Source organism: Marinobacter gudaonensis (genome assembly GCF_900115175.1).
Lineage (GTDB): Bacteria > Pseudomonadota > Gammaproteobacteria > Pseudomonadales > Oleiphilaceae > Marinobacter > Marinobacter gudaonensis.
In genome coordinates, this window is sequence record NZ_FOYV01000001.1 from 1,735,894 (window position 1) to 1,760,873 (window position 24,980).

Sequence of the window (24,980 nt, forward strand, 5' to 3'; positions counted from 1 at the left end):
ATCACTTGGTAGTACTACCGCCCTCGGCCCGGGCGATTGCCTGTTCATCCAAAAATTCCCGGTAGTATTGCGGCACGCTGTAGCGAAGTCCTTCGCCGGCGAACAGCTCATTCATCACCCCGGTTTTCACCAGTCGGTCGACAATGGCCTCCAGGGCATAGCCCAGCTGCCGGTGGGTGTGCTTGATGGCCATGCCCACATCCCAGACCTGTTTACCAATGCCCGGAAAACCATTTGAAGCGGCTTTGAACGCCTGGTTCTCGGGCTTGGCCAACTCATGGTCGATTTCCGCACGCATGCCCATAACGGCACTGACCTCGCCAGCCCTCAGTGCCTGGAAGGCTTCCGCCACGGTGGCGAAATGGCGGACCTGGTCGCGCATCCGGCCGCCAAAGGCGGACGTGAGGTAGAAGTCCGGAAGGGTATCGATCTCGACACCGATGGGGTTGTACTGGAATACGGCCACCGTCTGTACCGCATCCAGTTGCGCCGGGTCGTAGGCGATCTGCCAGGTTTCCTGCTGATAGGGTCCGAACATCACCACCTGCTCGTTGATGTACTCGCCAGTGGAGTCCTGCATGTAGGCGTAGCTCTTGTCGTACGGCACCCGGAGCATGACATCGGCGAGTCGTCGCTTGGCCAGATAGTGACCTTTCCAGACATTGTTCCGGAGGTCGTCACCGAGGTTTTCGTCGGGCACGATCCAGTGCACCCGGAACGCCACGCCCATTTCCTCGGCAATACGGCGCCCGAGCTCAACATCAATGCCGGCGGGCTCCCCATTCACCTCGTACGAATAGGGCGGGAAATTCTGGTACACCCCGACCTTCAGATAGCCGGACTCCAGGATGATGTCGTAGGTCCGGTCCGCCGGGCGGTTGAGGAGCGCGTTGCCGTCGTCCGGCTCCTGGGCGGTCACCAGCTGCGCAAACAGCAGCAGAACAAGCATGCGAGACAGTGTTTTCATTGTTTTCTCCCAGCATTTCTCACAACGACGACGGGCCGGCGCGAGGCCGACCCGTGTTCATGCAATCCCGAAAACGCCCTCAACGGAGATCATTCGGGCTTGGGCAGCGATTCCACATAAGTGCGGATGGCCCACATGGCGTTCTGGTCCATGCTCTTCTTCCAGGACGGCATGCCGCGGTCGGTACCGTTCATCACCCGGCCGATGTAGTACTCGTCGTCCCACTCGGTCAGTTCCCGGAGATCGGGCGTCAGCCCACCGGACATGGCCCGAATGCCGTGACAGGCGGCACAGTTGCCCGCGTAAGCGCTTTCGCCGACCTTGATGGCCTGGGCGTTGTACTTGCCGTACTCGTTGCCCTCGCGGAACGGATTCGCTGTGCGGACGTCATCGCCCAATTCCGGCAGGTTGCCCGTGTCCACATCCTGTGGGGTGACGTTGCCATGGGCCATAACCAGGCCAGCAAGGCCAACCAGGGCCACAACCGCAATGGTTCTGAGTGAAAAGGACATTGCCATTGGTCTTACCTCTGTTTTTTCTGGATTCCCCGTCGCTGGCTATTGGACTTGTCGGATGCCAACGTGCTTGCTGCCAGTCTAGGAATGGCCGTGCGCGATCCGAATGCCACTTTGGGGCGTTTGGCCTAGTTCCTTGGTAGTAATTGGCTGGTGCCAACGCGGAAATCTCCTCCTTTGGTACTGGCTGATTGCGACTTTCTGAATATTTCAGGGGGCCCACCGCTTTCATAAGCTGGAATCACAACAAGAAACCCGGAGCGTTCCATGGCTTGTTTTTTCCGAACGGCGGCACTCCTGACGATGCTGACCCTCGCCTGCGGCCCGGTCATTGCCGAGCCACTGGAAGTGACCATTGGCTACCTTCAGTGGCAGCCGGACCCGGGGCCAGTGTTGTCAAACGTGATACCGGAGCCGGCGGATGCCGGCCTGCGCGGCGCCGAGCTGGCTCTGAACGACAACAGCACCACAGGCAAATTTCTGGGCCATGTCTATGCCCTGGAGGCGACGGTGGCAGACTCGGAAGAGGCAGCCATCGCCGCTTTCGACGCCATGCGCCAGCGCGGCATTGGCCTGTTCGTGGTGAATGCTCCGGCGGCAACCCTGCGGACCCTTGCTGGCAAAGCCGCCGACGGCACGCTTCTGTTCAACGCCGGCGCGAGGGACGACACTCTGCGCACCGGTGGATGCCCGGCGAACCTGCTGCACACCCTGCCCAGCTATTCCATGCTGACCGACGCCCTGGGCCAGTGGCTGAACCAGCGACGCTGGAACGAGGTATTCCTGATTACCGGGCCCACCGAAGCCGACCAGAACTGGGCCACTGCCTTTCGCCGTTCGGCGAAACGCTTCGGGCTGGAAATCGTGGAGGACAAACCCTGGACCTTTAACGCCGATCTGCGCCGCACGGCCTCGAAAGAACTGCCACTGTTCACCCAGGCCAGCGATTACGACGCGGTGGTCGTCGCTGATGTGCGGGGAGATTTCGGCGAGTACGTGCCCTTCAACACCTGGCTGCCGCGCCCTGTGGTGGGCACCCAGGGTATGACGCCGGTGGCCTGGCACTTCGTGGTGGAGAGCTGGGGGGCTGCACAGCTGCAGAATCGGTTCCGGGAGCTCGCCGGCCGGCAGATGAACAATGAGGACTACGCAGCCTGGGCGGCGGTTCGCGCCATAGGCACCGCCGTGACCGACCTGAATTCCGCACAGCCCGCCGAGATCCGGAATTTCCTGTTCAGTGACAAATTCCAACTGGCCGCTTTCAAGGGCCGCAAAGTCACCTTCCGGGCCTGGAATGGCCAGATGCGTCAGCCCATTCCGCTGGTTCATCCCCGAGGGCTGGTTGCTACGGCGCCCTTTGAGGGATTTCTTCATCCGAATACCGAACTGGACACCCTCGGCTTCGACCGGCCCGAGAGCAAATGCCGGATCAATCAGTAACAGGCGCGGGCTGCCAACATTCCGAACAAGAAGGAGTTACACCATGAAAACCCTTTTCACGCGCACCGCCCTTGCCGCCATGATCGGCCTTTCCACGCCGGCCCTGGCCAGTGTGGCCTACGTGTCCAACGAGAAGGACAACACCCTGTCGGTGATCGACACCAAGACCCTGGAAGTGATTGAAACCATCGATGTTGGCCAGCGCCCCCGGGGCATCCTGCTCTCCAAGGACTACACCAAGCTCTATATCTGCGCCAGTGACGACGACACGGTGCAGGTACTGGATCTGGCCACCCGCAAGATCGTGGACACCCTGCCCTCGGGAGAGGACCCCGAGCAGTTCGCCCTGCACCCGAACAACAGGCATCTCTACATTGCCAACGAAGACGACGCCATCGTGACGGTGGTGGATGTGGATACCAAGAATGTTCTGGCCCAGATCGATGTCGGTATCGAACCGGAGGGCATGGCCGTGAGCCCGGATGGCAAGTGGGCGGTCAACACCTCGGAAACCACCAGCATGCTGCACTGGATCAACACCGAAACCTTCAAAATCGAAAAGAACATCGTCGTAGGCCAGCGCCCGCGCCACGTGGAGTTCAGCCGCGACAGCAAGGTGGCCTGGGCCTCCGCGGAAATCGGCGGCACCGTGCACATCATTGACGTCGACAAACTGGAGCAGATCCACGAGCTGTCATTCAAAGTGCCTGGCGTAAATCAGGATCGGGTACAACCGGTGGGCATCGAACTGACCTCCGATGGCAAATACGCGTTCGTGGCGCTCGGCCCCTCCAACCACGTGGCGGTGGTGGACGCCCGGACCTATGAGGTCCTGGACTATCTGCTGGTTGGCGCCCGGGTCTGGCAGCTGGATCTCGACAAGGACGAAAAACACCTCTACACCACCAACGGCGTGTCCGGCGATGTCTCCGTGATCGATGTGGAAGACCTGAAGGTGATCAAATCCATCAAGGTAGGCCGCTACCCCTGGGGCGTGGTCATCGACCCGACGTCATGACCATCGAAGCGAGCAACCTCAGCTTTCGTTACGGCAACAAGCCGGTGCTCAGGGAGGTCAGCTTCGCGCTGACCCCTGGCCGTTTTCATGCTTTGCTCGGGCCCAACGGTGCCGGTAAGTCTACCCTGTTCGGTCTGCTTACCCGCCTGCTGGCGCTGCAGCAGGGCGATATTGTACTGGCCGGCCAATCCCTGGAAAAACAGCCGGCCGGGGCCATGCGCCAGATCGGCGTGGTGTTCCAGCACAATGCCCTGGACCTGGACCTGACCGTGCGCCAGAACCTGCAGTACCACGCGGCGCTGCATGGCCTCTCCCGCAGGGAGGCTCGTACCCGAGGTGACCGGGAGCTGGAACGCTTCAACCTGCTGGATCGAGCCAACGATGCCGTCCGCCAGCTCAATGGCGGTCATCGGCGGCGGGTGGAAATTGCCCGGGCCCTGCTGCATGAGCCCTCAGTGCTGTTGCTCGACGAACCCACGGTGGGCCTGGACGTGGCCAGCCGCAAGGCCCTCAACGAGCACGTTCGAACCCTGTGCGAAGCTGACGGCCTGACCGTGCTCTGGGCGACCCATCTGATCGAGGAAGTTCGTAAAGACGACCGGGTACTGATCCTGCACCAGGGCCAGCTGCTGGCCGACGGCAACGGCCAGGCCATCTGCGAGGCCGAAGGTACCCGCGATCTGGCCGAAACTTTCCATGCGCTTACCGGAGCCGGCTGATATGAACGCAGCTCACTACTGGCACTGTTTTATCGGCATCCAGACCCGGGAATGGCTGCGCTTCTGGCAGCAGCGCACCCGCTTTGCCAGCGCCCTGGTGCGGCCAGTGCTGTGGCTGGTGGTGTTTGCCGCCGGTTTCCGGGCGGTGCTGGGCATCTCCATCATCCCGCCCTATGACACCTACATCACCTACGAGACCTATATTGCTCCGGGGCTGTGCGGCATGATCATCCTGTTCAACAGCATGCAGGGTGCCCTGTCCATGGTGTACGACCGGGAGCTGGGCAGCATGCGGGTACTGCTGATGAGCCCCCTGCCACGACCCTTCCTGCTGGTCACCAAACTGTTGGCCATGGGTGTGGTGTCCATCGGCCAGGTGTATGTGTTTCTGCTGCTGGCACTGCTGGTGGATGTGGAGCCGCCGCTCTGGGGCTATCTGGCGGTGTTGCCGGCGCTGATCCTGACCAGCCTCATGCTGGGCGCGCTGGGGCTGCTCATCGCCACCTGGATCAAGCAACTGGAGAATTTCGCCGGGGTGATGAATTTCGTTATCTTCCCCATGTTCTTCATGTCCTCGGCGCTGTATCCGCTCTGGCGCATGAACGAGGCCAGTCCCTGGCTGTACTGGATCTGCCAGTTCAATCCGTTCACCCATGCGGTGGAGGCGATCCGGTTCTCGCTGTATCTGGAGTGGAATCCGATGGCTTACGGGATTACCGCGGGTGTCACTGCGGTGCTGGCGTTATTTGCAACCGCCGGCTTTCGCCCGCAACGCACGAAAATACTGGGCGGAAAACCCGCATAAGGTTCGGGGCAGCTGACTTGCACGGATTCAGGAACCGGCTAAGTCCAGACTACGAAGCTTTCCAAGCAGCCCATCAACCAGTCCGGGTCCAACAATAGAATCATCCCACTGCAACCGGGCGGGTTTGCCATCGAGATACCACAGGCGGTTCGCCAATGTTTCTGCATCGCCGCCATCGTGGGTCACGCAGATCATCGCCATATCCGGATGCGCATCCAGAATCCCGGCAACCAACGCCTTGAGCTCTCCGGCCATCACCGGGTCCAATGACGCAAACGGCTCGTCCAGCAGCAGCAAGTCAGGTTTCACCGCCAGGCAACGGGCCAGGGCGGCCCTCCGGGCCATGCCGAGTGACAATTGGTCCGGGAGATAATGCCCGTAGCCGGATAAGCCAACCTGATCCAGCAAAGTCTCAGCTTCGTGATCACTGGCACCAACAAGCCTGAGGTTGGCGTCCAGAGTCCGCCATGGCAGCAGACGATGCTCCTGGAACAGGTAACCCACGCGAAGACTGTCACGCCCGATCACCGCGTCTTTCGGAACCGATGTATCCAGACCGGCAATGGCATTCAGCAGTGTCGTCTTGCCGATACCCGAGGGCCCCAACAGACAGATGCGGTCGCCCCGCTCAACGGTGGCGAAAATTTCCCCCAGCACCGGCTGACCGAAATCGCGGCCCGCGATTCTGAGCTCAAGCATGGGCGGCCTCCGGCTGCCGCCAGCGGCTGGACCGGCGCTCAAGGGGCTGCAGGATGGCCAGTTCGATCACCTGGACCACGGCGATAAACGCCAGGCTGTAGGCGAGAATCGCGGCCACATCGAATACCTGAAACGCCATGTGCAGCTGGAAACCGACGCCGCTGGAGCGGCCGAGCAGTTCCACCACCAGGACAATTTTCCAGATGAGGGCGAGGCCACCCCGGGTGGCGGCCATGAGGTAAGGAAACAATTGGGGCACCCAGACATCACGCAAGCGCTGCCAACGGGTAAACTGATAAACAGTGGCCATTTCTTCCAACCGGTGGTCGAGGCTGCGGGCGCCCTCGCGAACCGTGACCGCCACGTTGGGGACCTTGTTGATGACCACGGCCATCACCGCGGCCACTTCCACCAGACCGAACCACACGTACATCAGGATGATGGTGACCAGGGCCGGCAGGTTCAGTAACAGCACCAGCAAGGGATCGAACAGGGCATTGGTGGTTTGCGAGCGGCCCATCACAATGCCGATGGCGGTACCAAGGAGCATGGCCAGGGTAAAAGCCACGCACACCCGGCCCAGCGTCGCGCCCAGATGATGCCAGAGTTGCCCGGAAGCGGATTCCTCAGCCAGGGTCTGAAGGACGCTCAGGGGGGTTGGCAACAAGGGCGACTGGAGCAGCCAGGCGGTCAATGCCCAGATCACCACAAACGAGGGCAGAACAATCCAGTAGCTCCACAGCGGCGGGCGGCCGGCGCGGCCTTTCACGGCTGCCTCCGGTAAAACAGGCTGGCTGGCATAAGGTTGTCCGGATCGGCGCCGGTGAGGGTCATCAAACGCTGCAGGTCCGCAATTCGCTGGTCCGTTTGCGGGGCGGGATTACCGGCGACAAAGCCCTCCCGTAATGCCGCGAATACGCCCTCCCCGGGATTTCCCATCAATGACCGCAGCCTCTGCCATGGACGTTCGCCTGCCGCCAGCTCGGCTTTGGCCTCAGCCAGGGAGGCTGCAAACCCATCAATCAGTGACCGATGTTCGCGCGCCCACGCCGCCGGGAAAACATAACCGAGCACCGGCAGATTGCGGTCCAGTTTCAGTTCTGTCAGCAGCTCCGCCATGCCGAACGCCGACCGCCAGCCGCCCTCGCCCCGGAGCCGGGCCGCGAAATGCCAGTAGGTGACGATCACATCCACCTGCCCCCGCTTGAGCGCCTGGCTCAGCAGCGGCGGCGCAGCGAACTGGATGTTCGCCGATGTTTCCAGATCAATGCCCTGCTGCTGTGCCACTTTTTTGAGCAGAATCCAGCCCTTGCTGTCCGGCCCGCCGGCAACGCCGATGCGCTTGTTCGCCAGATCGGCCACCGAGCGCACTGACGAAGATTCGGCAACCACGATGTCGCCGATCTGAGAGGAAAACGGTACATACAGATAGGGAGCACCCGCCTCGAACCGCGACTGCGCCCACAGCAGGTCGGCCACGGCGCCATTCACCGAGCCACTGGTCACCGCCAGCCTGGAGGCCGGCAGGTTGGCCACCGGTTGCAACACCAGCTGATAGCCGTGGGCTCGATCGAGGCCCCGGTGACGGATGTGGTCCAGCTCCCAGTGAGCCGTGCCGAACTGCAGCACGCTGACAGACAGTACCGGAAAATCAGGCGCGCCTTCCCGGGCATGAATAGCACCGGCGAGACCAAGCAGAAGGCACAGCAGAGCAGCCATTCTCTTTGTGAACCAGAGATCGGCGAGAGAGATCCGGAATACAGACGTTGTTGTTGGATGTAGGCTCATAAAACCACGATACGAAGCCCACAGGTCGGCAAGAATAGTACTTTGGTGCCTGTTTTTTGGTGCGATGGTCGCATTCAACCTGAGACCAAGATGGCGTGTAATGAAAGCATCACAATAATAACCAGAGATCCGGACCCGATTCCGGTGATTCTCTGCACAGGAGGCCGCCATGCTGAACGAGCTCGACGCCGTACTCTCTACCGGGAACGCCCCTTCTCAGAACTGTCATCCTGCTTCCGAAAACCGTTATGATGGTCAGGAAGCCACCCCGGATACCAATAACAAACAGGTAGACTCATTCATGGAGCCGGCTTACAAGATCCTGATTGCCGACGACCACCCGCTGTTCCGGGAGGCTATCAGTAGCGTCATCGCGTCCGGTTTCGAGGGCAGCGAGATCATCGAGACCGCCGACCTGGACAGCGCCCTCGACATAACCCGCGACAACGACGACCTGGACCTGATCCTGCTGGATCTGAACATGCCGGGCATGCACGGCCTGAACGGTCTGATCAGCCTGCGCAATGAGGCACCGACCATTCCCGTGGTGATTGTCTCGGCCGAGGAAGACAAGCAGGTGGTGCTGCAAGCCATTACCTACGGTGCCTGCGGGTTTATCACCAAATCCTCGCCCCGGGCCCAGATGACCGAGGCCATACAGCAGATCCTCAACGGCAACGTCTACCTGCCGTCCGACATCATCCGTACTGGCAAGGAGAGCAACAGCCGAAGGAGCCGTCACGAGGACAACCCGATATCACCGGAGCTGCTGAACTCCCTGACCCGCCGGCAGCTGCTGGTGCTGGAGCGCATGTCCAAGGGTGAATCCAACAAGCAGATTGCCTACAACCTGAACATTGCCGAGACCACGGTGAAGGCCCATGTCTCGGCCATACTGCGCAAGCTCGGCGTGCATAACCGGGTGCAGGCGATACTGTCGGCCAGCGACGTGGATTTCAGTCAGTATCTGAAGCGGTAAGGTAGCGTGGGTGTCGGATCAGGCGAAGCCGTAATCCGACACCTATCGTCAGTCTCAGCTTCTAAGTAGATGACTCAGCGCGCTGCGCAGCTTCAGCGGCTTGACCGGTTTGTTCATCAACAGGTGCCCCAGCTCGCGCACCTGCTGCTTCAGTTCATTGGTGTAGTTGGCAGTAATCATCACCACAGGCGCCGGGCATGACCGCCGACCGTTGATCGCTGCCACAACATCCACCCCGTTCTCATCGTTGTCCAGGTGGTAGTCGGCCAGAATCAGATCCACGGCCCCTTTTGCAGGATCCAGCTGGCGCTCCAGATCAGCGAGGGAAACGGCGGTCACCACGTGGCAATCCCAGCCCTCCAGCAGGGTTTTCATGCCCTGACAGATGGCATGGTCATTGTCGATAACCCAGATGGTCGCGCCCCCCAGACCACTGTCGAACGACCGGGCAGAATTCGGGTCCTCGGTCTTCAACCTCGGTTTCAGGCGCCCGACGGGAACGCGGACGCTGAACGCCGATCCCCGGCCTTCCACCGACGACACCGTAACCTCGTGTCCCAGCATGCGGGAAATCTTGTCTACGATGGCGAGGCCAAGACCAAGCCCCTTGTCGGGCTGTGAGCCGGCCGGTCGGATACGTTTGAACTCCTGGAAAATCTCGGTGAGCTTGTCCTCGGGAATACCGGGCCCGGTGTCCCACACCTGCAACAGCACATGGTCGCCCTGGCGTCGGCAGCCGAGCAGGATGCGGCCCTTGCCGGTGTAGCGAATGGCGTTGGTCAGGAAGTTACGGAGTATGCGCGCCAGCAGCTGGGAATCGGATTCGACAATCGCCGAGCTGGCCACGAAATCCAGCTGCAACCCCTCGGCCATGGCCATCTGCCGGAACTCCCGGGCGATATTGTTGAGCAGGTCCCGCAGGTCGAACGCGGTGACATCCGGCTTGATCACGCCGGCGTCCAGCTTGGAAATGTCCACCAGGGTCCCGAGCAGATTCTCCACATCATCCAGGGACGTGCTCACGGAGCGCACCAGCCCTTCTGCTTTGGGACCGAAAGACTGCTCCAGTAAGGCACTGGTGAACAGACGCGCGGCATTCAGAGGCTGCAGCAGATCGTGACTCACCGCCGCCAGGAACTTGGTTTTCGAGAGATTGGCGCGCTCGGCCTCCAGCTTGGCATCCCGCAATCTCGCCTCTACCGCCGCCCGCTCGGTGATTTCCTGGCGCAGCTGGTTGTTGAGTCCCGTCAGTGCCGCCGTGCGCTCTTTCACCCGGCGTTCCAGATTGTCATAGGCCTGCTCCAGGGCCAGGGCGGTCTTGCGCCGGTCGGTGATGTCGCGAATCAACACGAAGAAGCCGATGATGTCGCCCTGCTCATCAACGTTCGGCACGTAGGAGCGCAACATGTAGCGGGTATCACCCAGCTCACCGGTCTCCTCGAACTCGAAGGTCACGTTGTGACCCTCCATCACGTCCAGAATCTGCGGCAGCAGGCGCTGGTAAAACTCCGGCGAGTGGATTTCGTTGAGCCGTTTGCCCAGCGGCGATTCGCCCTTGCGGCCATACCAGCCCTCGTAGACCTTGTTGCAGAACTGGATGGTCATGTCAGCGCCGACATAGGCAATCAGCGCGGGCACATGGTCGGTGACCACGCGGATCCAGCGCTCGCTCTCTTCCAGCGCCTTGATCCGTCGCGCCATTTCGCTGTTCTTGACGTCGGTAATGTCCGAGTACAGCGCCACCAGGCCGCCTTCCCGGGTGGGCCGCTCGGTCATCTGGACCCAGCGCTCGTTGGAAAGCAGGAACACCACGCCCTCGGAATCCGGATGGCTGTGTTCCTCGACCACCAATCCCGAAGCCACTGCCCGGGTCTTCAGGTCGGTGACCGAGATACCTGGCTCCGGCGCCGCGAGGCCGACCGAGTGCCAGTAGCTGCGGAACCGACTGTTGCTCTGGATAAGTCGGTGCTGACGGTCGAACAGCACAAAGCCGTCGGCAATGCTCTCGATGGCGTCACTCAAGCGTTGGCGGGAGGTCTCGGCCTCCTCACGGGCGCGGTTCAGGGCCTTGTTGCTGGCCTTGAGCTCGTCCATGGCCTGATTCAGCGCCTCGGTGCGCTCACGGACCTGCTCGGCCAACACCACGGAATGCTCAAACGCCGCGTAGGGTTCGGGTTTATGGGCCGCACCCGATTCCACCCGCACAATCAGAGCATCGCGAATGCGCCGCAAACGCTCGTTTTCAGCCTCGAGCTTGGCAATGCGCCGGTCCCGCGGGTCGTCTTGCGGCGAGTCACTCTGTTCGGTAATGGGCATCAGGCTGGCCAATCACCACCCCCGTGAACGTCTGGTTGATGTGCATACCGTCGAACTGCTCGCCATAGGTGTTGAAACCAATCACCTTGTGGTGGCGCAGGAACCGCGAGACCGCTTCCACTTCTCCGGTCAGCTCGGCTTCCAGCCGACGTAGAAAGCAGTCGCAGCCGATGGTGACCAGAGGCGGGCCCACCACCCGCTCGGCAGCCTCGATCTGCGTGCGAACGCTATCAAGCAGGGATTCCGGCTCCATGGCGGTCATCACGATGCCGGTTTCCACCGCGCAGTAGAAGGTGAGACTGCCGTCGGGGTTCACGCGCTGCACAGAGCGCACAAAGTAATGACCGCCAATCCTCACCCCCATGGGTCGCAGCGCGAAGATCTTGCGGTCCAGCTCGGCGACCGACACGCCCACGGCGCGGGCATAGGCCTCTGCAGCCGGTTCGGCATTCAATTCGTACACGGTGCGAGTCTCGGCGCAGGCCTCCGTGACCACGAGTTTTTCACTGCGCTCCACCATGTGGTGGGTGGAGAACACACGAAAATCCAATGGCGTGTTCACCAGCAGCACGGTGGCGGCGCCGGTGTGGAACTGGCCATCGTAGAACACATGGGTATTGGCCAGGCGTTCATCGTCGCCGGCGGAGCCACCAAACTGCGGGATGGTGCCGAGAGCAGAATTCAGGGTGGCCAGCACCAGCTCTTCGCGGCTCGACAGCCCGTCCAGCAGGGTGATGGCAAAGGTGTTGCCCTTGATCGGCGCCAGTCTGGCTTCCCGACAGGTGGCCAGCAGGCCGTCAATCACGCCCTGGGCGTCCTGCAGCGTGAAGCGGTCCAGCTCCCGAATGAGCGCGCAGTCAATGGCGAAATACCGTTGATCGAACCCAATGGCGGTAATGCAGCCGCGGCCATAGCCCTCGGGCGTGATCTCGCCCGCCGACGTGCAACCGCAGACGCGCACACCCCGGAACGCATGTTCAAGGGCGATGCCAAGTCGGCCCAGATCGTATTCGGCGGAACAGAAGAACAGCACGCAACCCAGGTGCTCGTGACTGAGCTGGCTGGCGAGATTGGTGGCGGCCAACATCGGGTCGCGAACGCTGGAGCTCGCTACCCGGACCGCAGGCAGGGTCGTCGCTGGCTTCATAAGGACAGGTCCCGGGACCGGATGACTTTTCTCCGATTCTACGGGATCTGTGAACGCAGCCAATGCGACTTCAGTGCTTTTAATGGGCGCGCCGAAACGATCGTAAGCCATTGATTAAACGACCTCCTGAATCAATGCCTGTGGCGCTGCCGGTTTCTCGGGTGACAAACCGGCACTTTAGTCTTAGACCGACAAGTGCTGCCGGCGGCGTCCTGCCACCGACAGGTCTGTTGGCTCAGAACATCACGATGGCGCCGAGGGCGATGGTGTCCGCCTCGGTGGTGGTGGCACCGGTGGTGCGGTTGTTGTCTTCGTACATGTTGTATTCGGCAACCAGCTTGAAGTTGCTGTTCACATCATGGAAGAAACCCACGGTGGTGTTTTCGGTTTCGAGGTTCAGGATCTCGGCATCGGTCTCGCCGTAGGACAGAACGATGCGATTGGCGCCAAAGGCATAGGAGCCTTGAACAAGGAAGCCGTCCGCATCGTCTTCTGTAACCGCACCGTTCACGATCAGAACCGGGTTATCACCCTTGGAGGTAAAACCAGAAGCGGCCAGGGTCAGCCCCGCGACCGACGCCTTGACACCATACCCAACGCCGGTGCTGTCGACCGTGGTGTTGCCGTTCTCGGCAGACTGGTAGCGACCGTTCACCCAGCCAGTCAGGGCCACGTTGTTCAGGTTGGCGTTGTAGGTTATCTCGGACTCGAAGCGAGGCGCTGAGTTTTCATCGTTGGCGCCGGTCACCGTGTCGGCGGGATCCAACACGCCGGCCGCGATTTTGAGGCCACTCATATCCGGCGAACGGTACGTGAACTGAGCAGAGGGCGTCGGGTAAGGATAACCCGCGCGGATGTTACCGAAGGAAACGCCGCCGGCAGCGCCGGGGGAACCAAATCCCATCAGGATTTCGTCGAGGAAAATGTTGGAACGGGCGTAAAGGCCAAAGTCTTTACCGATCAAAATCTGGCCAAAATCGCCATCAACCGTAGCGTAGAACTGGCGAACGTCGATGGCCGTATCTGTAGGCGAATCAAGGCTGTCATTGATGGTAGTCCAGAATGACGAACGCCCACCCAGGGTGAGATCGCCCATGTCCTTGCTGAAGTTGAAACCAATGGTATTGGGCAGGAAGCCCATCTTGATTCGGGAATCGCGAACGTCGTTCAGCTTGTCGTCACGATTCACGTAAAACGCGTTGAAGTAGCCGTCCACTGAAAAGCTGGTGCCGTCCTGGTTGTAGAGTTCGACCGCAGCGTTGGCCCCGGTACTCGCACCCATGGCTACAGCCATGGCCATGGCCAACCCTGACTTTCTGAAGTTGTTGTTTTTCATAGTTCCCCCGGTTGTTTTTGGAAATCTGGGATCGGAGACCCGGGACATCCGGGCGCTCCAGGCGTGGTCTGTCGCCTGAATTCCATGGTCGGTGATGCACCAGAAGGGGAAAATGCTTCGAGGGAGCAGGTTTTCTGCTCATTTGGGAGGCATGGGGAATGAAACTTTGGGAGTACGACCTGGCCGGTTTTTAGCCTGGAAACCGGGCCAGCTCCTGCAGGCAGTCGTCAAGGAAGGCTTCCGGGTCGGCCATCACGGCTTCATCGGCCACCACACCAAACTGCACCTGCCCGGCGTAACTGACGATGCTGATGCCCAGGCCAATATCCCCGGCCTGGGGCACCCAGAACATCTGTTCGGTAATCCGGCAGCCGGCCATATAGCGGGGCTCAGGCGTACCCGGTACATTGGACACCACGGCGCTGGCCTTGCGGTAGAAGACATTCGCCACCGGCTCCCGCCAGGGTTCCGGGATCGCCGAGGCGCTCGCCGCCAGGCCCCAGGCAATGCCGGGTTGCCAGCTTTTCTTCAGGCGACGGGTCTCGTGTTTGATGCGATACAGCCGTTCCAGGGGGCCCTCGCCATCCACCGGCAGCGGCACGAACACTGTTCCGAAGTAGTTGCCCAACTCGCCCGCGCCCGGCCGGAGCTCGCCGGGCAGCCGGCTGCGAATGTCTACTGGCACCGCCGCGTGCAGGATGGCTTCTTCGAGATCGTCGCCGTCAATGCCCAGGCGGGCCCTTACCGCCGCAGCCACGCAGCTGAGCAACACATCGTTGATGGTGACGTTGGTGGCCCTGGCGATGTCCCGGAAACGGGCCAGGGGAACCGGCTGCGACCATCGGCAGTGGCGGCGACCCAGCAGCGGTCGCCTCAGGTCACTCTCGGTATCATCCGGTTGCACCAGAAACTCCGAGCATTCGTGAACCAGTTTCAGGCCCTGCTCTCCCATGCGCTCGAGCAGTCGAGTGGCCTGCTGCCACTGGTTGCCCTCAGCGGGATGCGGCTCTGAATCGACCTCTTCCGAAGCCCCTCCGGCGCCGCCGGAAGCCACCAGTCGCTCAAGCCAGACCTTCGCCGCGGCGGTCCACCGGGCCAGATCGGCCTCCTGAGGCGCCCCATAGATGGCCGGATGCTGGCGGGGTGATGGCGGGCAAAGACGGTCAAAGATGCCCAGCAACGAGAGGCCATCGGCGTAACAGTGGTGAATGCGCAGCAACAACGCGGCGCCGCCTTCTGCGTTGGGTGCCAGCCAGAATTTCCACAATGGGCGGTACAGGGGCAGCGGCTGATTCAGGCGGGCCGAGACCCACTCCCTCAACGCATCGGGCGAAAAGCGATCCAGTACGACATCGAGATGGTGCCGGACATCAAAGGTGGGATCCGCCTGCCACCACCATCCCGGTGCCCGTTTAACTGGCAGGTACCGGAATCGCTCCCACGCCATCCAGTAGATTTGTAGGAACTCCCGAAAGCGCTCTGCAGTGAGATCTTCCACCCGGAGCATGACGGTGATGGTCATGGGGTTGTCCGGACGTTCCAGCGCCAGCCAGGCCGAATCCGACGGCAACAGGAGATGCGATTGCTCGTGACTCAAACCCGAACGTCCCTGGAGAAGTGGTGGAGGTAAGTAAAAACCGAACTCCGCATTGTGCCAGACATGCCCCATCGGCTCCATATCTCGCATCGGCGCGCACGGTTACAAAAAATTACACGAAGGTAACCCTTCAGCCCTATACTGGTTATAAGCCTTGATGCAATGGTTATTAAACGCCCCGCACCAGTGCCGCCGACAGTCATCGATTGGCCCTGGAACGTCGTAAAACCGGTTAGCAGCGCCAATACGCGAAACCGGCGGTTGGGGTACAACAAGGTCACCGGCACCTTCGAATTCCAAAAACAGGCCATTGCCGTGCCGGGTGGGAGAACCGTTATGAAAGCCAGTCACGTCCGAAAGCTGATAAAACCGATTGAGAGCGCCTACTCGGAAATGTTCTCCGGGCGGGTCTATCGCGTTGGCAAGGGCGCGGTCTCCGTTCGCAACCACAGCGGTGCGGCTGAACAGACCGTTATCGGCGTGCACGGTTTTCTGGAAAACCACTGTTACTTCACCCAGGCCTACGAAGCTCCCACCACCGAACTGATTTTGCTGACCTGCAGCAACTACCACATCCCGGTGAATGGGGTGACTCCGGAAACACCGGAGTGGGAAGTGCCCATCAAGCAGCTCGAGGGCACCATCGAGTACGACGCCTGCATTCTCAACCAGGCGCTCTCCAATCTGCCCACCACCGAGAACATCCGGCTCCACGGCCATTCCCGGGGTGGCGCGGTGATTCTGGAGGCCATCAAGCAGTGGCCCGAGCTCTATGAGGATGTTGAGGTGGTGCTGGAAGCCCCGGTACTGCCCAATGGCCGGCTGTCTGCGCTGGTAACCACCATCCTGGAACCGGTGAGCCATGGCATGTGGCCCTGGGTAATCCGTCTGATCAACAGCGCGCCCTCATCTGCCTATGGCCAGACCTTCTTCGGCAAGATGAACCCGCGCAAGAAGCAACTCCTGAGCAAGCTGTTCTCGGCCACCAAGGACCACCTGACCATCGTTCGCAACATCGAGAACATCATGGACTGGATGGTGCGCACCGACACCAGCATCTACAAACACGTTCGCCACGGCACCTTCCTGATTCCGGCGGTGGACCGGATCCTGGACCGCTCGGCCATGCTCGCCAGTGCCCGCCAGAGCCCCACCACCATGAGAATCGTGGAAACCGAGGCGCCGAGCCACTTCATCACCCTAGACAGCAAGGAATGGGTGCCCGGCTTCGAGACCCTGCCCGCTGCCGCCCAGGCCTGATTCGGCCGGGTGTTAACGGCTGCAAGGTTACGCCGGCTTCGCTAAACTGCGTGCTTTTCAGTTTTGTGGAGTCACCCCATGTACCGTGAGCGCCTGGTCGCCACCGATACCCGTTCCAACAGCGCGCGCCGGCTGCAGCGGTTGCTGATCGACTACCACGATTTCCGGCAACACAAGGCCGCGCACCCCCTGCTCGACCAGACCTTCGAGGTAGCCGACTGGCAGGCTCAACGGCTCAAGGCCACACACCACGACCTATACCAGCACCCGGGCTACCATCAGGGTCTGGAGTTCCTGCTCACCGACCTGTACGCGCCGGCGGGTATGACCCGACGGGACGACAACGTCGACCGGATATTCCCCAAAATGGTGAAGTGGCTGCCGGACAACCTGCTGGACACCTTCGCCGGACTGGTAGAACTGAATCTGCTGACCCAGCAGCTCGACCTGGAACTCGCCGAGATCCTGGAGCGGCAGAATGTACCCGCTGCAGCACTGACCCCCGCCCGCTACGGCGCCGCCTACCGGGAAACCCGTCAGCCCGACCAGCGGGAGAGGCAGATTCGACTGGTAGCCGAGGTCGGTCAGCAACTGGATCGTTACGTCCGTAACCGTACCCTGGGCTGGCTGCTATCCATCAGCCGCGGCCCCGCAGAGATGGCCGACCTCACCGACCTGCACAGCTTCCTGCACCGGGGTTACTCGGCATTCCGCAAGATGGAAGACGTGCACCTGCTGATCGACCGCCTGGTGAGCCGGGAACAGCAGGTGATGCGCAATCTGATGGCCGGTCACCCGGAGCCCTTCCGGCTTCCAGACGACCTGTGACGCTGGCGGGGGCTCAGGCCTTGATGATCTGATCCAGCTGGGAATGAATTTCCTGCTCGATGCGGGATTTGAAAGGCCGGAGCATCATGCCCAGCTCGAGATGAATGTGCAGCTCTGACGGGCTGATGTGAAGGTGGCCTTTGACGCCACTGCGCTTGAACTTCAACTGGTCGCCTTCCCACTGGTAATGCACGTCGAACTGACGGGACAGATCCTGCGCCAGGGACTCGGCCGCCTGACGGGCGTGCTCCTTGTCCAGACTGTGGGGACGGTGTACATCAATAACTGACATGAATCGGTTTTCTCTCGAATTTGTTCGGCTTTACAGTGTAGGGCGCGATTTAACTCGCCGCCACCCTTGTAGCAACCCCGTCAGCGGTTAGAATACGGGGTTCAGATTCTGACAGGACAGCCTCATGAGCGAGCAGCAAACGCCAGCCAACCCGGCCACCAACGGTAACGGCCAGGACGACGTGACCCACTTCGGTTTTCGCAACGTGCCCAAGAGCCAGAAAGCGAGCCAGGTGGCGGAAGTGTTCCACAGCGTGGCCGGCAAGTACGACCTCATGAACGACCTGATGTCCATGGGCATCCACCGGCTGTGGAAGCGCTTCACCATCGAGCTTTCCGGCGTCCGGCCCGGCCATCAGGTGCTGGACATCGCCGGCGGCACCGGCGACCTTACCATGAAGTTCTCGGACCTTGTGGGGCCGTCCGGCAGGGTGGTGCTGGCGGACATCAACGCCTCCATGCTGCAGGTCGGCCGAAGCCGGCTGACCGACCGCGGTTATGCCGGCAACATTGAGTATGTGCAGGCGGATGCCGAAAACCTGCCGTTTCCGGACAACAACTTCAACGCGGTGTCCATTGCCTTCGGTCTGCGCAACGTGACGGACAAGGACCAGGCTCTGCGGGACATGACCCGGGTCCTCAAGCCCGGCGGCAAGCTGATGGTGCTCGAGTTTTCCAAACCCACCAATCCGCTGCTGAGCAAGGCCTACGACACCTACTCGTTCTCGGCCCTGCCGCTGATGGGCCAGCTGATTGCCGGCGACAGCGAAAGCTACAAGTACCTGGCCGAGTCCATCCGCATGCACCCGGACCAGGACACCCTGAAAGGCATGATGGAAAACGCCGGTCTGGTGAACTGCAAGTACTACAACATGACCGGTGGCATCGTGGCACTGCACGTGGGAATCAAGCCCTGATGTTTCCCGGCCCGACCCTGCTGTCTGCCGTATCCGCCGTACTGGAAAGTGCCCTGAACCGGGCGCTTGAGCTGGACCCGGTCGGGCAAAAAGCGCTGATGGCGGCACTGGCGAGCCCGGTGCAGTTTACCGTGACCGCTCCGATTGCTCTCACCTATACCCTGGACCGAGCCGGTGACCGGGTTCGGGTGGGCAGCCAGCCGGTAGATTCGCCGGCCCTCGAAATCACCGGCAGGCCCATTGCCTTTGCCGCCCTGGCCACCGGCGATGATCGGGTGTTCGCCGATGGCCGGCTCGACGTCAGCGGCGATATGGCTCTGGCCCACCAGCTGCAACGCGCCCTGAACCAGCTGAATCCGGACTGGGAAGCCGCCCTGGCCCGTCACATCGGCGATGTGCCCGCCCACTTCCTGGGCCAGCGGGTTCGCGGCGCCCTGCGCTGGAGCCGGCAGGCGTTCCAGTCCCTCAACGCCAACATCGAGGAGTACGTGCACGAAGAGAGCCGTGCCCTGCCCGGTCGGCGGGAACTGGAAGCCACCTTCGAGGACATCGATGAGCTCAGCCTGCGCACGGACCGCCTGCAGTCCCGCCTGGACCTGATCGCCCGGGGCGACCAGAACGACCAACCGGAGACGCCGTGACCCGCCTGCGCCGCCTGTTCCGAATTGCCTGGGTATTCTGCCGTTACCGGCTGGACACGTTCCTGCCGATCGCTGAACTGCCTGCCCCTCTGAAACTGTTCTTCCTGCTGGCGCCTTGGCACCTGTTCCCGCAACCAAAACTCGACCACGGTGATCGCCTGCGCCTGGCCCTGGAGGAACTGGGGCCGGTGTTCGTAAAGTTCGGGCAGATCCTGTCCACACGGCGGGATCTGTTACCCGACGACATGGCACAGTCCCTGAAGAACCTGCAGGATCGTGTTCCCCCGTTCCCCAGCGCTCAGGCCAGAGGCATCATCGAGGAATCCCTGGGCGCCCCTGTTTCGGAACTCTTCGCCGAGTTCAGCCCGGATCCGCTGGCGTCCGCCTCCGTGGCCCAGGTGCACGCCGCGACTCTGCCCAACGGCCAGAAAGTGGTGGTGAAGGTGCTTCGCCCTGGCATTGAGCGGGTCATCCGCCAGGATCTGGCGCTGATGTATCTGATGGCCGGCCTGCTGGAGAAATACTGGTCCGAAGGCAAACGCCTGCACCCGGTGGAGGTGGTCGCCGACTACGACGCCACCATCCACGACGAGCTCGACCTGCAGCGCGAAGCCGCGAACGCCAGCCAGCTGCGCCGGAATTTCGAGAACTCCTCGCTGATCTACATTCCGTTCATCGACTGGGACTACACCCGCAAGTCGGTACTGGTCATGGAGCGCATCCACGGCATTCCCATCGCCGACACCGACGCTCTGAAAAGCGCCGGTGTGGATATGAAAGTGCTGGCGGAAAAGGGCGTGGAGATCTTCTTCACCCAGGTGTTCCGTGACAGCTTCTTCCACGCCGACATGCACCCGGGCAACATCTTCGTGGACACGTCCAACCCGGCGGATCCCCGGTACATTGCCATCGACTTCGGCATCGTGGGTACACTGGCGCCAGACGACCAGAGCTACCTTGCCCGGAACCTGCTCGCGTTTTTCCGACGCGACTACCGCCAGGTGGCCCAGTTGCACATCCAGTCCGGCTGGGTGCCGCCAGACACCCCGGTGAACCAGTTCGAGGCGGCCATTCGCACCGTATGCGAGCCGATATTCGAGAAGCCGCTGAAGGACATTTCGTTCGGCCACTTCCTGCTGCGCCTGTTCCAGACCGCGCGGCGCTTCAATATGGAAGTTCAGCCTCAGCTGGTGCTGCTGCAGAAAACGCTGCTCAACGTGGAGGGCCTGGGGCGCCAGCTGTACCCGGACCTGGACCTCTGGAGCACCGCGCAGCCCTATCTGGAAACCTGGATGCGCAAGCGCATTGGCCCATCCGGCCTGCTCAAGTCCCTGCAGTCGCACCTGCCCTCCTGGCTCGAGCAGTCGCCCGAAATGCCACAGTTGGTGCACGACGCCCTGTTGCAGCTGCGCCAGGCCGGCCCCACGGAGCCCCAGAATCGCGCTACACTGGAGCTGCTTCGGGAACAACAGGTGCGCACCGAGCGCCGCTGGCGCCGGGGCACCGTGGCCGCTCTGCTCATTGCAGCAGGGCTCGCCGGTACGCACCCGGACAGCCAGCAATGGCTGCAGACGGTGCCCACCTGGAGCTGGGCGCTGTTTGCCGTGGCCTGTGGGCTGGTCCTTCGGGGCGGCCGATAACCGGTTACCGGCACCATGGAAATTTCAGGATTCACGAAAATGCAAGATAGCTCGGATAATGTCGGCAACCCCGACTGGTTGAACAGTATCCGCTGGACCGAAGACGGTCTGGTGCCGGCCATCGCCCAGGACGCCGAGACCGGCGACATCCTGATGATGGCCTGGATGAATGCAGAATCCCTGCGGCTGAGCGCCGAGGAAGGCCATGCCGTCTACTGGTCCCGTTCCCGGGGCAAATTGTGGCGCAAGGGTGAGACGTCCGGGCACCAGCAGGTCATCCGCGACATCAGGCTCGACTGCGACAACGACGTGGTACTGCTTAAGGTGGATCAGAAAGGCGGCATCGCCTGCCATACCGGCAGACGCAGCTGTTTTTACCGGTCCCTGGAAGACGGCCAGTGGGTGGAAAAAGATCCCGTGCTCAAGGATCCGAACCGCATTTACGGCAGTAAGTAAGGAGCTCTGACAGTGAACGATGTACTGGAAAATCTGGCCCGGGTTCTGGAGGCCCGCAAGGAGGCGGATCCGGAAACCTCCTACGTGGCCAGCCTCCACGCCAAGGGCCTGAACAAGATTCTGGAAAAGGTGGGCGAAGAGTGCACCGAAACCCTGCTCGCGGCCAAGGATGCCGAGCGTTCCGGAGAGACCCGGGAGCTGGTGTGCGAAACCGCGGATCTCTGGTTCCACAGCCTGGTCATGCTTTCGAGACTGGGACTGGGCCCCAAGGACGTGCTGGACGAACTCGCCAGCCGGTTCGATCTCTCGGGACTCGAGGAAAAGGCGTCGCGGAACCGGTAACGGGCATACCACTAACGGGGGGTTTCCGCCGGTCGCTTCTGTTAACGTACAATGACATAAAACAGCAACATCATATGAGGACCCCTCCATGGGTATCAGCATCTGGCAACTACTAATCGTACTCGGCATTGTCATTCTGTTGTTCGGAACCAAGAAACTGCGCAATATCGGCAGCGACCTGGGTGGCGCCATCCGTGGCTTCAAGAAGTCCATGAATGACGACGACACCAAGTCCGAAGGCGAAAACGCCAAGGCCGGTAGCCAGGAATCACTGGAAGGCAAGGAAGGCGAGCAGCAGCAGGCTGCCGCCGATGACAAGGCCCGGGACAAGTCCCACAGCTGAGACCAGGCTGAATGTTCGATATCGGCTTTCTTGAGCTGCTGATCTGCGGCGTTATCGCGCTGTTGGTGCTTGGCCCCGAGCGCCTGCCGACTGCTGCCCGTGCTGCCGGCCGCTGGGTCGGTGGCGCCCGCAGGATGGTCAGCCAGTTCACCTCGGAACTGGACCGCCAGCTCAAGGCCGACGAGCTCCGGGAGGAACTTCGCAAGGCGGGCGACGTGGGCATCGACGACGTCCAGAAAACCGTGCGTGGCGCCCTGGACGAGGCGAAGAAGTACGAGCACATGATTCTGCCGGAGAGCGAAACCCGCAAGCCCCGACCCGCACCAGCCACCCGCCGGGTGGCCGCCGACAGGGACACTGGCAGCTCAGCCGATCAGAACCGGGCCGCTGCCAGCGAAGCCTCGTCCCAGTCCGGCACGGACAGCCACGAACAATCCGGCACGGACGGCCACGAACAAACCGACAACAAAACACCCCAGAGTCCGCCGGATAACCGTTCATGAATGCAAAACCCGACGGCAGCCAGATGCCTCCGGACCAGCAGGAAATGCCCCTGATCGAGCATCTGCTCGAGCTGCGCAACCGTCTGCTGAAAATGGTGCTGGCAGTGCTGATCTGCTTTGCCGCCATCTATCCGTTTGCCAACGAGCTGTATCTGTGGCTGTCCGAGCCGATTCGCTCGCTGCTGCCGGTGGGTCAGACCATGATCGCAACGGACGTAACCTCGCCGTTCTTCGCGCCCCTGAAACTGGCGCTGGTGCTGGCGGTGTTTGCCGCCATTCCGATCATCCTCTACCAACTCTGGAGCTTCATCGCCCCCGGGCTCTATGCCCATGAAAAGCGCCTGGCCTTCCCGCTGCTGTTCACCTCGGTGATCCTGTTTTACGCGGGCGCGGCCTTTGCCTACTTTGTGGTGTTTCCGCTGGTGTTCGGGTTCTTTACCGCCATCGGTCCCGAGGGCATTGTTGAACTGCCGGACATCACCAGCTACCTGAACTTTGTGCTGAAGATGTTTTTTGCCTTCGGCGTCGCCTTCGAGATCCCCATCGCCACGGTGCTGCTGATCCTGACCGGCGCCACCACACCCGATGATCTGGCCGCCAAGCGCCCCTACGTGGTGGTGGGCTGCTTTATCATCGGCATGTTGCTGACCCCGCCCGACATCATTTCCCAGACCCTGCTGGCCGTGCCCATGTGGATCCTGTTTGAATTCGGCATCCTCTTCGGGCGGCTGGCAAGACGGGAAGTGGCCGATCCGGAAACCGACGAGCCAAACGGCCAATGAACCTGGCCCTGCTGTTCGACAGCGACTTTGTGGACGCTGATCGCGCGGTATTGAGGGGGCGTCGCCTGACGCACCTGACCTCGGTCATCAAGGTGGCCACCGGCGACCGGGTACCGGTCGGCCGCGTCGATGGCCCGATGGGCACTGGCGAGGTCGTCAGACTCACGGACTCCGAGGCGGAGCTCAGGGTTACCCTTGACCAGCCACCGCCGCCTCCGTTACCGCTTACCCTGGTCCTGGCCATGCCCAGGCCCAAGATGTTTCGACGCATCCTGCAAACCTGCGCCGCCCTGGGCGTAAAGGATCTCTGGCTGATCAACAGCTACAAGGTGGAGAAGAGCTTCTGGCAGACGCCCTGGCTGTCCGAGGACCATCTGCGGGAGAACCTGGTGCTGGGACTTGAGCAGGCAAAGGACACCCGGATGCCCGCCGTGCACATCCGCAAGCTGTTCAAGCCGTTTGTCGAGGACGAATTACCGGCGCTGCTGGCTGGCAAACAGGCACTCGTGGCCCATCCGGGCACGTCGGTGCCCTGCCCGGCACACCTTGAGGAGCCTGCGGTTCTGTGTGTAGGCCCGGAGGGCGGGTTTACCGATTACGAAGTGGGCAAACTGCAAGAAGCCGGCTGTCAGGGGGTGCACCTTGGCCCGCGTATCCTCAGAGTGGAAACCGCGGTTCCGGTGCTGATCAGTCGGCTGTTCGACAGCTGTCTTTAGAATCACTCCGACGCCAGTCTCAGGCGGAGCGTTGCTGCCACCATTTCACCAGAGGCGTAATCACCGCCACCAGAACAGCACCGGCCAGCACCCCGAACAGACCATCCGCCACTGTCGGCAGCAGCAACGCAACCACACCGCTGAACCCCTCGGCGAAGTGGTGAATAGCGTCATACACCGGCGTAAAACCGTGGGTCAGGATACCGCCACCCACCAGGAACATGGCGAGGGTGCCGAGCACCGACAGGGTCTTCATCAGGTAGGGCGCCAGCCAGAGGATACCCGCCCCTATTTTCTGCAGCATTGGGCTGTCGGTCTGGCTCAGGTACAGGCCGCCGTCGTCCAGCTTCACGATCCCCGCCACCAGACCATAGACGCCAACCGTAATAAGCACGGCAACTACCGCCAGCACCAGGAACTGCATACCAATGGTCTGGGTGGTCACGGTGCCCAGGGTAATGGCGATGATCTCGGCGGAGAGGATGAAATCAGTGCGGATGGCGCCCTTGATCTTGTCTTTCTCGACGGCACGCAGATCGACTTCCGGGTTCTTCAGGGCCTCATGGAGCTCGCCCTTGCGCTTCTCGTCTTCCTCCCCGTGCAGGAACTTGTGCGCCAGCTTCTCGAAGCCCTCGAAACAGAGAAAGGCGCCGCCAAGCATCAACAGTGGCGTCACCAGCCACGGCATGAAAAAGCTGATCGCCAGGGCGGCAGGCACCAGAATCGCCTTGTTGATCATTGAGCCCTTGGCCACCGCCCAGACCACCGGCAGCTCCCGGGCGGGTTTTACGCCGGTCACCTGCTGGGCGTTGAGCGCCAGATCGTCGCCCAGAACCCCGGCGGTCTTCTTGGTCGCGGTTTTGGTCATCAGGGCGACGTCGTCCAGCACCGTGGCGATGTCGTCGATCAGAATCAGCAGACTGCTTCCTGCCATG

The 24,980-nt window shown here is 61.5% G+C and carries 27 protein-coding genes; 16 read left to right on the forward strand and 11 right to left on the reverse strand.

Annotated features, from left to right (window positions below; all coding sequences use genetic code 11):
• Window position 1 precedes the first annotated feature (1 nt).
• Window positions 2–967, reverse strand: a complete 966-nt coding sequence (locus BM344_RS07950) for a transporter substrate-binding domain-containing protein (RefSeq protein WP_091988003.1) — start codon at window positions 965–967, stop codon at window positions 2–4.
• Between the two features lie 89 nt (window positions 968–1,056).
• Window positions 1,057–1,485: a cytochrome c-550 PedF gene (gene pedF, locus BM344_RS07955; RefSeq protein WP_091988005.1), complete on the reverse strand. Its 429-nt coding sequence runs from the start codon at window positions 1,483–1,485 to the stop codon at window positions 1,057–1,059.
• Window positions 1,486–1,749: 264 nt separating this feature from the next.
• Between pedF and BM344_RS07960 the strand changes: the two genes are divergently transcribed.
• The 4 genes from BM344_RS07960 to BM344_RS07975 are packed head-to-tail and all read left to right on the forward strand — an operon-like array spanning window position 1,750 to window position 5,464.
• Window positions 1,750–2,922, forward strand: a complete 1,173-nt coding sequence (locus BM344_RS07960) for an ABC transporter substrate-binding protein (RefSeq protein WP_091988008.1) — start codon at window positions 1,750–1,752, stop codon at window positions 2,920–2,922.
• A gap of 43 nt (window positions 2,923–2,965) precedes the next feature.
• Window positions 2,966–3,940, forward strand: coding sequence for a YVTN family beta-propeller repeat protein (locus BM344_RS07965; protein ID WP_091988009.1), 975 nt, complete (start codon window positions 2,966–2,968; stop codon window positions 3,938–3,940).
• Window positions 3,937–4,659, forward strand: a complete 723-nt coding sequence (locus tag BM344_RS07970; RefSeq protein ID WP_091988010.1) for an ABC transporter ATP-binding protein — start codon at window positions 3,937–3,939, stop codon at window positions 4,657–4,659. Before BM344_RS07965 ends, BM344_RS07970 begins: the two co-directional genes overlap by 4 nt.
• Window position 4,660: 1 nt before the next feature.
• On the forward strand, window positions 4,661–5,464 hold the full coding sequence (locus BM344_RS07975) for an ABC transporter permease (RefSeq protein WP_091988013.1): 804 nt from the start codon (window positions 4,661–4,663) through the stop codon (window positions 5,462–5,464).
• A 27-nt stretch (window positions 5,465–5,491) separates the two neighbouring features.
• Here BM344_RS07975 and BM344_RS07980 read toward each other — a convergent pair whose 3' ends face one another.
• Genes BM344_RS07980 through BM344_RS07990 form a run of 3 tightly spaced genes read right to left on the reverse strand, consistent with a single transcriptional unit; the run spans window position 5,492 to window position 7,882 of the window.
• On the reverse strand, window positions 5,492–6,163 hold the full coding sequence (locus BM344_RS07980; protein ID WP_091988016.1) for an ATP-binding cassette domain-containing protein: 672 nt from the start codon (window positions 6,161–6,163) through the stop codon (window positions 5,492–5,494).
• Window positions 6,156–6,932, reverse strand: coding sequence for an ABC transporter permease (locus BM344_RS07985; RefSeq protein ID WP_228143575.1), 777 nt, complete (start codon window positions 6,930–6,932; stop codon window positions 6,156–6,158). Before BM344_RS07985 ends, BM344_RS07980 begins: the two co-directional genes overlap by 8 nt.
• Window positions 6,929–7,882 (reverse strand): ABC transporter substrate-binding protein, encoded by a 954-nt coding sequence (locus BM344_RS07990; RefSeq protein WP_091988019.1) that lies wholly within the window; start codon window positions 7,880–7,882, stop codon window positions 6,929–6,931. The genes BM344_RS07985 and BM344_RS07990 overlap by 4 nt, the downstream gene beginning before the upstream one ends.
• Before the next feature lie 370 nt (window positions 7,883–8,252).
• Between BM344_RS07990 and BM344_RS07995 the strand changes: the two genes are divergently transcribed.
• Complete coding sequence (locus tag BM344_RS07995; RefSeq protein ID WP_091990912.1) at window positions 8,253–8,930, forward strand: response regulator; 678 nt, start codon at window positions 8,253–8,255, stop codon at window positions 8,928–8,930.
• A 54-nt stretch (window positions 8,931–8,984) separates the two neighbouring features.
• On the opposite strand, the gene BM344_RS08000 is transcribed toward BM344_RS07995, so the two are convergent.
• The 4 genes from BM344_RS08000 to BM344_RS08015 all read right to left on the reverse strand — a co-directional run bounded on the left by BM344_RS08000 (window position 8,985) and on the right by BM344_RS08015 (window position 15,326).
• Window positions 8,985–11,246, reverse strand: coding sequence for a hybrid sensor histidine kinase/response regulator (locus BM344_RS08000; protein ID WP_091990914.1), 2,262 nt, complete (start codon window positions 11,244–11,246; stop codon window positions 8,985–8,987).
• On the reverse strand, window positions 11,224–12,393 hold the full coding sequence (gene nosP / locus BM344_RS08005) for a nitric oxide-sensing protein NosP (RefSeq protein WP_407656805.1): 1,170 nt from the start codon (window positions 12,391–12,393) through the stop codon (window positions 11,224–11,226). The genes BM344_RS08000 and nosP overlap by 23 nt, the downstream gene beginning before the upstream one ends.
• 235 nt (window positions 12,394–12,628) lie before the next feature.
• Window positions 12,629–13,729: a porin gene (locus tag BM344_RS08010; protein ID WP_091988025.1), complete on the reverse strand. Its 1,101-nt coding sequence runs from the start codon at window positions 13,727–13,729 to the stop codon at window positions 12,629–12,631.
• A 190-nt stretch (window positions 13,730–13,919) separates the two neighbouring features.
• On the reverse strand, window positions 13,920–15,326 hold the full coding sequence (locus tag BM344_RS08015; RefSeq protein ID WP_228143576.1) for a WS/DGAT domain-containing protein: 1,407 nt from the start codon (window positions 15,324–15,326) through the stop codon (window positions 13,920–13,922).
• A gap of 336 nt (window positions 15,327–15,662) precedes the next feature.
• On the opposite strand from BM344_RS08015, the gene BM344_RS08020 reads away from it, so the two are divergent.
• The gene (locus BM344_RS08020) at window positions 15,663–16,586 is read left to right on the forward strand and encodes an alpha/beta hydrolase (RefSeq protein WP_091990917.1); all 924 of its coding nucleotides are present in this window, start codon (window positions 15,663–15,665) and stop codon (window positions 16,584–16,586) included.
• A 78-nt stretch (window positions 16,587–16,664) separates the two neighbouring features.
• Window positions 16,665–17,414, forward strand: coding sequence for an FFLEELY motif protein (locus BM344_RS08025; RefSeq protein ID WP_091988029.1), 750 nt, complete (start codon window positions 16,665–16,667; stop codon window positions 17,412–17,414).
• A gap of 13 nt (window positions 17,415–17,427) precedes the next feature.
• On the opposite strand, the gene BM344_RS08030 is transcribed toward BM344_RS08025, so the two are convergent.
• Window positions 17,428–17,706: a polyhydroxyalkanoic acid system family protein gene (locus BM344_RS08030; RefSeq protein WP_091988031.1), complete on the reverse strand. Its 279-nt coding sequence runs from the start codon at window positions 17,704–17,706 to the stop codon at window positions 17,428–17,430.
• Window positions 17,707–17,830: 124 nt separating this feature from the next.
• Here BM344_RS08030 and ubiE point away from each other — a divergent pair, with 124 nt between their 5' ends.
• The 9 genes from ubiE (at window position 17,831) to BM344_RS08075 (ending at window position 24,045) form a co-directional block, all read left to right on the forward strand.
• Complete coding sequence (gene ubiE / locus BM344_RS08035) at window positions 17,831–18,622, forward strand: bifunctional demethylmenaquinone methyltransferase/2-methoxy-6-polyprenyl-1,4-benzoquinol methylase UbiE (protein WP_091988034.1); 792 nt, start codon at window positions 17,831–17,833, stop codon at window positions 18,620–18,622.
• Window positions 18,622–19,263 carry a ubiquinone biosynthesis accessory factor UbiJ gene (locus tag BM344_RS08040; protein ID WP_091988037.1) on the forward strand — a complete coding sequence of 214 codons (642 nt, stop codon included), beginning with the start codon at window positions 18,622–18,624 and terminating at the stop codon, window positions 19,261–19,263. The genes ubiE and BM344_RS08040 overlap by 1 nt, the downstream gene beginning before the upstream one ends.
• Entirely contained in the window at window positions 19,260–20,903 is a 1,644-nt protein-coding gene (gene ubiB / locus BM344_RS08045) for a ubiquinone biosynthesis regulatory protein kinase UbiB (RefSeq protein WP_091988040.1), read from the forward strand. Before BM344_RS08040 ends, ubiB begins: the two co-directional genes overlap by 4 nt.
• Window positions 20,904–20,942: 39 nt before the next feature.
• A complete protein-coding gene (gene hisI, locus BM344_RS08050) occupies window positions 20,943–21,359 on the forward strand; it encodes a phosphoribosyl-AMP cyclohydrolase (RefSeq protein ID WP_091988042.1) in 417 nt (138 codons plus the stop codon).
• 12 nt (window positions 21,360–21,371) lie between these two features.
• Window positions 21,372–21,701, forward strand: a complete 330-nt coding sequence (locus tag BM344_RS08055; RefSeq protein ID WP_091988044.1) for a phosphoribosyl-ATP diphosphatase — start codon at window positions 21,372–21,374, stop codon at window positions 21,699–21,701.
• 88 nt (window positions 21,702–21,789) lie between these two features.
• Window positions 21,790–22,044 carry a Sec-independent protein translocase subunit TatA gene (tatA, locus tag BM344_RS08060; RefSeq protein ID WP_091988047.1) on the forward strand — a complete coding sequence of 85 codons (255 nt, stop codon included), beginning with the start codon at window positions 21,790–21,792 and terminating at the stop codon, window positions 22,042–22,044.
• 11 nt (window positions 22,045–22,055) lie between these two features.
• On the forward strand, window positions 22,056–22,547 hold the full coding sequence (gene tatB, locus BM344_RS08065) for a Sec-independent protein translocase protein TatB (protein WP_091988050.1): 492 nt from the start codon (window positions 22,056–22,058) through the stop codon (window positions 22,545–22,547).
• A complete protein-coding gene (gene tatC, locus BM344_RS08070) occupies window positions 22,544–23,329 on the forward strand; it encodes a twin-arginine translocase subunit TatC (protein ID WP_091988053.1) in 786 nt (261 codons plus the stop codon). Before tatB ends, tatC begins: the two co-directional genes overlap by 4 nt.
• Window positions 23,326–24,045 (forward strand): 16S rRNA (uracil(1498)-N(3))-methyltransferase, encoded by a 720-nt coding sequence (locus tag BM344_RS08075; RefSeq protein ID WP_091988056.1) that lies wholly within the window; start codon window positions 23,326–23,328, stop codon window positions 24,043–24,045. Before tatC ends, BM344_RS08075 begins: the two co-directional genes overlap by 4 nt.
• 19 nt (window positions 24,046–24,064) lie before the next feature.
• Here BM344_RS08075 and BM344_RS08080 read toward each other — a convergent pair whose 3' ends face one another.
• Entirely contained in the window at window positions 24,065–24,979 is a 915-nt protein-coding gene (locus BM344_RS08080; protein WP_091988058.1) for a DUF808 domain-containing protein, read from the reverse strand.
• Window position 24,980: the final 1 nt, after the last annotated feature.